Annotated in this window: 6 protein-coding genes; all 6 read right to left on the bottom strand. The window is 71.6% G+C overall.

Annotated features, from left to right (window positions below):
- Positions 1–395: 395 nt before the first annotated feature.
- Positions 396–1,367: an N-acetylglucosamine kinase gene (locus BM536_RS12190; RefSeq protein ID WP_094102919.1), complete on the bottom strand. Its 972-nt coding sequence runs from the start codon at positions 1,365–1,367 to the stop codon at positions 396–398.
- Entirely contained in the window at positions 1,358–2,623 is a 1,266-nt protein-coding gene (locus BM536_RS12185; RefSeq protein WP_094102918.1) for a 6-phospho-beta-glucosidase, read from the bottom strand. The genes BM536_RS12190 and BM536_RS12185 overlap by 10 nt, the downstream gene beginning before the upstream one ends.
- Positions 2,624–2,630: 7 nt before the next feature.
- The gene (locus tag BM536_RS12180; protein ID WP_073491552.1) at positions 2,631–3,521 is read right to left on the bottom strand and encodes a carbohydrate ABC transporter permease; all 891 of its coding nucleotides are present in this window, start codon (positions 3,519–3,521) and stop codon (positions 2,631–2,633) included.
- A 3-nt stretch (positions 3,522–3,524) separates the two neighbouring features.
- Positions 3,525–4,481, bottom strand: coding sequence for a carbohydrate ABC transporter permease (locus BM536_RS12175; RefSeq protein ID WP_073491553.1), 957 nt, complete (start codon positions 4,479–4,481; stop codon positions 3,525–3,527).
- A 2-nt stretch (positions 4,482–4,483) separates the two neighbouring features.
- The gene (locus tag BM536_RS12170; protein WP_079274890.1) at positions 4,484–5,827 is read right to left on the bottom strand and encodes an ABC transporter substrate-binding protein; all 1,344 of its coding nucleotides are present in this window, start codon (positions 5,825–5,827) and stop codon (positions 4,484–4,486) included.
- A gap of 63 nt (positions 5,828–5,890) precedes the next feature.
- Positions 5,891–7,102, bottom strand: a complete 1,212-nt coding sequence (locus BM536_RS12165; RefSeq protein WP_073491554.1) for an ROK family transcriptional regulator — start codon at positions 7,100–7,102, stop codon at positions 5,891–5,893.
- Between the last annotated feature and the right edge of the window lie 9 nt (positions 7,103–7,111).

Here is a 7,111-nt window from a genome sequence, read left to right as displayed (position 1 = left end):
GTGGGGAGCGTCCGGTCCGCGGGGCTGCGGGTTCTGTCGGGCCGGGGGCCGTCGGGCCCGTGGTGAGCACGGTGTTCAGGTGCGTCCAGTCGTGGGTGTGTGTGCTGCCCGGGGTGGCGTGCGGTGGGGTGGGCGGGGTTGTGGTCGGGTGTGGGTGCGTCGTGGCTGGTCGCGCAGTTCCCCGCGCCCCTTGGGGTCGGTGCGGTGACGGAGTGGGGAGCGTCCGGTCCGCGGGGCTGCGGGTTCTGTCGGGCCGGGGGCCGTCGGGCCCGTGGGTGAGCACGGTGTTCAGGTGCGTCCAGTCGTGGGTGTGTGTGCTGCCCGGGTGGGGCACGGGTGGGCGCGACCCGGCGTCCCGGGGGCGCCGGGTTGCGCGGTCTCCGTACCCGCGCCGGTCACGTGTCGAAGTGGGAGCGGGTCCTTTCCCGCGGTTCCGGGCCCGCTCCCACCCGGTCCAGGCCCAGGAGCGCCGCTCCCAGGACCGGGCGTTGGCGTACCACCCTCGGGACCGCCTTCGGGGCGCCGGCCGCCAGCAGTTCACCGATCGTCTCGTCCAGTTGGTGGTGGCCCGCTGTCAGGACTCCTCCGCCCAGGAGGACCGGGGTCTCCTCCTCCAGGAGGTCCAGGCGGGTCAGGGCGACCGTGGCCATGCTGACGACCTCCGTGGCGAGGCGGTCGACGAGGGCACGCGCGACCGCGTCACCGCCGGAGGCCGTCGCGAAGAGGACCGGGGTCAGCTCGTGGCGGCGGGGCGGGGGGAGGCGTTCCAGGTGGAGGGACTCGATGAGGGCGTACACGGTGGGCAGGCCGAAGTGGGCCGGGAGGGTGTGCGCGAGGGCGGTGGAGGGACCCCGGCCGTCCTCGGCGCGGGCGGCGTGCCACATGGCCTCCTCCGCGAGGGCCCACCCGCCGCCCCAGTCGCCGGAGATCCGCCCGAGCGCGGGGAAGCGGGCGGTGCGGCCGTCGGGGCGCATGCCGACGCAGTTGATGCCGGCACCGCAGACGACGGCCACACCCCGGGGTTCGGCGACGCCGGCCCGCAGGATCGCGAAGGTGTCGTTGCGGACCTCGACGGTCTCGCCCCACCCGCGCGCGTGCAGCGCCGCCGCCAGCTGTTCCTCCTCGACCGGCAGGTCGGCGTTGGCGAGGCACGCCGAGACATGGGTCACGGAGCGGACGCCCGCGGCGGCGTACGCGCGCGTGACGGCGTCCGCGAGGGCGTCCATGGCCGGCTCCACGCCCACCGCGGGCGGCCGGAAGCCGCCGCCGCGGGCCGTGGCGAGGACCTCCCCGTCGGCCGCCACGACCGCGACGTCGGTCTTGCTGTTGCCCGCGTCGATGGCGAGGACACTTGCGGTCAGGCCCACGCGAGATGCTCCCGGTTGTGTGCGAGGAGTTCGTCGGTCAGCGTCTCGGCGTACGCGTACTGGCCGATCAGGGGATGGGCGAGGAGGGCCCGGAAGACGCGGTCGCGGCCGCCGCGCAGCGCCGCGTCGAGGGCGAGGTCCTCGTAGGCGGTGACGTTCGCCGTGAGGCCGGCGTACAGCGGGTCGACCGGCGTCACCGGCAGCGGGGTGGCGCCCTTGGGGCCGACCGCCGCCTGGACCTCGATCACCGCGTCGTCGGGCAGGAAGGGCAGCGTGCCGTCGTTGTACGTGTTGACGACCTGGTAGGGGCTGCCGGAGCCGGTGAGCAGCGCGGCCGCGAGGTCCACGGCGGCCTCGGAGTAGTAGGCGCCGCCCCGCCGGGCCAGCAGCGCGGGCTTCTCGTCCAGGGCCGGGTCGCCGTACATCTCCAGCAACTGCTGTTCCATCCGGGCCACTTCGGACGCCCGGGACGGCTTCGTGCGCAGCTCTCGGACGACCTCGTCATGGGCGTAGTAGTAGCGCAGGTAGTAGGACGGGACGACACCCAGCCGGTCCAGCAGGGGGCGTGGCAGGTGCAGGTCGGCGGCGATCGCGTCGCCGTGGCCGGTCAGCAGCGCGGGCAGGACGTCCTCGCCCTCGGGGCCGCCGAGGCGTACCGCCGTCTCCCAGGTGAGGTGGTTGAGGCCCACGTGGTCGAGGTGGATCTCGGACGGGGTGACGTCCAGCAGCCCGGCGAACCTGCGCTGGAAGCCGATGGCCACGTTGCACAGGCCGACCGCCCGGTGCCCGGCCCGGAGCAGGGCGCGGGTGACGATGCCGACCGGGTTGGTGAAGTCGATGATCCAGGCGCGGGGGTTGGCGCGGCGGACCCGGTCGGCGATGTCGAGGACCACGGGGACGGTGCGCAGCGCCTTGGCGAGGCCGCCGGCGCCGGTGGTCTCCTGGCCGACGCAGCCGCATTCCAGGGGCCAGGTCTCGTCCTGCTGCCGGGCGGCCTGGCCGCCGACGCGGAGCTGGAGCAGGACGGCGTCGGCGCCGTCGACTCCGGCGTCGAGGTCGGCGGTGGTGACGATCCGGCCGGGGTGGCCCTGCCGGGCGAAGATGCGGCGGGCGAGTCCGCCGACGAGTTCGAGCCGGTCGGCGGCCGGGTCGACGAGGACCAGTTCCTCGATCGGCAGGGTGTCCCGCAGACGGGCGAAGCCGTCGATCAGTTCGGGTGTGTAGGTCGAGCCTCCGCCGACCACGGTGAGTTTCATGTCCGGGCTAACCCTTCACTCCGGTCAGGGTGACGCCCTCGACGAACGCCTTCTGCGCGAAGAAGAACACGAGGATCACGGGGGCCATGACCAGCAGGGTGGCGGCCATGGTGAGGTTCCAGTCGGTGTGGTGCGCTCCCTTGAAGGATTCCAGGCCGTAACTGAGTGTCCAGGCGCCGGGGTTCTCGGAGGCGTAGATCTGGGGGCCGAAGTAGTCGTTCCAGGCGTAGAAGAACTGGAAGAGGGCGACGGCGGCGATGCCCGGCCTGGCCATCGGGATCACCACCCGCAGCAGGGTGCGCAGTTCGCCGCAGCCGTCGACCTTGGCCGCGTCGATGTACTCGTTCGGGATGGTGGTCAGGAACTGCCGCAGCAGGAAAATGGAGAAGGCGTCGCCGAACGCCATGGGGACGATCAGTGGCCACAGCGTGCCGGACAGGTCCAGCTGCTTGGCCCAGAACAGGTACATCGGGATCACGACGACCTGGGGCGGCAGCATCATCATCGAGATGACGAGCATCAGCGTCGCATTGCGCCCCCGGAAGCGGAACTTGGCGAGCGCGTACGCCACCGGGAGCGACGACACGACCGTCAGGACGGTGCCGAGGCCGGCGTACAGGAGGGTGTTGCGCCACCAGGTGAGGAAGCCGGGGGTGTCGAGGACGCGCCGGTAGTTCTCCCACTGCCAGGGGTCCGGGATCAGGTCCCGGCTGAGGGCCTGCGAGTCGCTCATCAGGGAGGTGAGGAGCACGAACACGAAGGGGAGGGTGAAGAAGAGGGCGGCGGCCACGCCGAGGGAGTGGACGGCGATCCACTCCAGCAGGGCCCGGCGGCGTGCGGTGCGTTCCGCCGGGGTGGCGGCGGGCGACTCCACCGGTTTGTCGAGGACTTGGGTCATGGGTCAGTCACCTGCCTGGATGAGCCCGCCCCGGCGCCGCATCAGCAACGCGGTGAACGCCATCGACAGGGCGAAGAGGACCAGGGCGACCACGCAGGCCGAACCGTAGTCGAAGCGCTGGAAGCCGAGGTTGTAGACGAGCTGGGGGAGGGTGAGCGTCGACCTGTCCGGGTAGCCGGGCTCGAACAGGGTGCCCGCGCCCTGGATCACGCCCGAGGCGACCTTCCCGGCGACCAGCGGCTGCGTGTAGTACTGCATCGTCTGGATGACCCCGGTGACGACGGCGAACATGACGATCGGCGAGATGTTCGGCAGCGTCACGAACCGGAACCGCTGCCATGCCGAGGCGCCGTCCAGTTCCGCCGCCTCGTACTGCTCCTTGGGTACGTCGAGCAGTGCGGCCATGAAGATGACCATCAGGTCCCCGACGCCCCACAGGGCGAGCAGGGTGAGGGCCGGCTTGGACCATGCGGGGTCGTTGAACCAGCCGGGTGCCGGTATGCCGATGCCTTCCAGGAGCGAGTTGACCGGGCCGGTGCCGGGGTTGAGCAGGAAGGCGAAGGCCATGGTGGCCGCGACCGGCGGGGCGAGGTAGGGCAGGTAGAAGAGGGTGCGGAAGACGCCCGTACCGGTTTTGATCCTGGTGATGAGGAGGCCGACGCCGAGCCCGAAGACGACCCGGAGGGTGACCATCACCAGGACCAGCCACAGGGTGTTGCGCAGCGCGGGCCAGAAGTAGGGGTAGTGCTCGAAGACGTAGGTCCAGTTCCTCGTCCCGGCCCAGGTCGGCGGCTTGAAGCCGTCGTAGTGCATGAACGAGAAGTAGACCGTGGACAGCAGCGGGTAGGCGAAGAACACCGTGAAGCCGATCAGCCACGGCGACAGGAAGGCGGCGGTGCGCAGCGCCGACCGGCGGCGCTTCGACCTCAGCGTGTTCGACTTCGGCGTCGGGGTGCTCACGGCTACTTCGCCTGCGCGATGTCCGTGTCGATCTGCGCGGCCGTCTTCCGCAGGCCGTCCTTGAGGTCCTTGAGTTTGCCGCTCTCGTAGTCGAAGCCGAGCTGCTGGAGCGTCGAGAGGTACACGCCGCCGTTGACGGAGGCCGGGGAGGTGCTGGAGTTCGGGTGGGCGGCGATGTCGAGGAAGGTCTTGAAGCGCGGGTCGTACTTCAGTTCGGGCGACTTGAGGGCGGCGAGCGTCGAGGGCACGTTGTGGATGGCGTTGGAGAAGTCGACGACCGCGTCCGTGTCGGTCGTCATGTACTTCACCAGTTCCCAGGCCGCGTTCTGCTTCCGGCTGGTGGCGGCGATGCCGGCGATGGTGCCGGTGATGTAGCCCTTGCCGTACTGGTCGGCCTGGTCGTCGGGGACGGGCAGCGGGGCGACGCCGATCTCGAAGTCCGGCTTGGCGTCCAGGGCCATGCCGAGGCGCCACTCGCCGTCCAGCTGCATGGCCACCTGGCCGGTGTGGAAGGGGTGCTTGGGACCCCACTCGTCACCGAGGCCGGCCCGGTACCTCTCCAGCTTCCGGTAGCCGCCCAGGGAGTCGACGAGCTTCTTCTGGAGGACGAGACCGGCTTCGACGGCCGGGTCGGTGGCCACGGTGGACCTGCCGTCCTGGTCGAAGTACGTCGGTGAGAACTGGCCCAGGTAGTGCTCGGTCGTGGTCTCCCAGCCGTGGTAGTTCGGCATGAACCCGAGCTGCTCGTACGTGTCGCCCTGGGGGATCGTCAGCTTCTTCGCGACGGTCTCGAACTCGGACCAGGTCCTGGGCGGGCCGCTGATCCCCGCCTTCTCGAAGGCGGTCCTGTTGTAGTAGAGGCCGTAGGCGTCGCCCAGCAGCGGGACCGCGCAGCGGTCGCCCTCGAACTGGGTGTACTGGTTCATGGCCTTCGGGAACGTCGTCTCCGGGTCGATGTCCGCCTTCTCGAAGAAGGGGTTGAGGTCGACCAGGGCACCCGACGAGCAGAACCTGCCGACGTTGTTGGTGGTGAACGACGAGATGACGTCGGGCGCCTTCGAGCCGCCCGCGCGCAGCGCCTGGTTGATCTTGTCGTCGGTCATGTTGCCGACCACGTTCACCCGGATGTCGGGGTGCCCCTTCTCGAACCCGGCGACCAGGTCCTTCACGGCCTTCACCTCGCCGGGCGCGCTCCAGGCGTGCCAGAAGGTGAGGGTGGTCTCCTTCGAGGCGTCGTCGTCGGCGCCGGAGGAGGCCTGACCGGTACAGGCGGTGGCGAGCAGGGCCAGGGACGCGGTCAGGGCGAAGGCCGCTTTCCGGGCCGTTTCGGGGATGCGTGTGGGCATGACGGGGCCTCCCAGGGACGGGCGTGGCGATGAGGGTGACGGGGTGTGGGCGTGCGGGGTGGGTCAGCGCGAGGTGTCGAAGACCTCGTCGCGGGTGGCCGCCAGCGCGCTCTCCAGCGCGCCGCGCAGCACGGGCCGTTCGGTGACATCGCCGACGACCAGCTTCGGCCGGGACGCGGCCAGCTCCTCCAGTTCGGCCTGGACCAGGGCGCGCAGCACCTCGCCGCCGGCGGTCAGGGAGGCGCCGCTGAGGACGACGAGTTCGGGGTCGAGGACGGAGACGAGGGAGGCGAGACCGGTCGCGAGCCGGGTCGCGTAGGTGCCGAGCAGTTCCCGCAGCGGGCCGTCCTCCTCGGCGGCGGCCCGTGCGACGAGGGCGGCCGCGGTCTCGGCGTACGGCCCCGAGGGGATGCCGGTGACGCCGAGTTCGCGGGCCAGCTTCGGTACGGCCTGCGAACCGGCCAGTTCCTGGTAGCCGCCGCTGTTGGCCCTGGTGACCTGCCGGACCAGGGGCGCGCCCGGTACGGGCAGGAAGCCGACCTCGCCCGCGCCGCCGGTCCAGCCGCGGTGCAGCCGGCCGCCGAGCACGAGGGCGGCGCCGAGGCCGCCCTCGTTCCACAGCAGCACGAAGTCCTCGTGCCCGCGGGCCGCGCCGAGGCGCTGTTCGGCCACGGCCACGAGATTGACGTCGTTCTCGTACTCGACCGGCATCGGCAGGGCCGCCGCGAGGTCGTCGAGCAGGGTGGGGGAGTGCCAGCCGGGCAGGTGGGAGGCGTAGCGCAGCCGGCCGGTGGTGGGGTCGAAGGCGCCCGGCGTGGCGACGACCAGCCGTCGCACGTCGTCCCGGGCGAGCCCGGCGGCCTTCACCGCGCCGTCCAGCGCCTCGGTGACCTGCCGTACGACGGCCCCCGCGGTCTTCCTGCCGGGCGCGGGCACCTCGTACGTGCCCACCGTGCGGCCCGTGATGTCGGCGACGGCGGCGAGGACGCGTTCGGGGGTGACGTCGAGGCCCGCGGCGTGACCGGCGGCGGGGTTGACCTCGTACAGCTGGGCGTTGGGTCCCGGCCGTCCCTCGGTGGTGCCGGTGGCCAGGACCAGGCCCGCCGCCTCCAGACGGGCCAGGAGCTGGGAGGCGGTCGGCTTGGACAGGCCGGTGAGCTTGCCGATCCGGGTGCGCGACAGGGGGCCGTGTGCCAGCAGGAGGTCGAGGGCGGCACGGTCGTTCATGGCGCGCAGGACGCGCGGGGTACCCGGCGTACCGGCGGTTCCTGCCATGGGTCTGCA

Source organism: Streptomyces phaeoluteigriseus (assembly GCF_001896135.2).
GTDB lineage: Bacteria > Actinomycetota > Actinomycetes > Streptomycetales > Streptomycetaceae > Streptomyces > Streptomyces phaeoluteigriseus.
Note: the sequence above shows the minus strand (reverse complement) of the source record. Positions and strands in the feature narration are given on the sequence as shown.

Bases quoted from the DNA above. Each gene is read 5' to 3' on its own strand.
- BM536_RS12185 (WP_094102918.1), bottom strand. From the start codon at position 2,623: ATGAAACTCACCGTGGTCGGCGGAGGCTCGACCTACACACCCGAACTG.
- BM536_RS12180 (WP_073491552.1), bottom strand. From the start codon at position 3,521: ATGACCCAAGTCCTCGACAAACCGGTGGAGTCGCCCGCCGCCACCCCG.
- BM536_RS12170 (WP_079274890.1), bottom strand. From the start codon at position 5,827: ATGCCCACACGCATCCCCGAAACGGCCCGGAAAGCGGCCTTCGCCCTG.
- BM536_RS12165 (WP_073491554.1), bottom strand. From the start codon at position 7,102: ATGGCAGGAACCGCCGGTACGCCGGGTACCCCGCGCGTCCTGCGCGCC.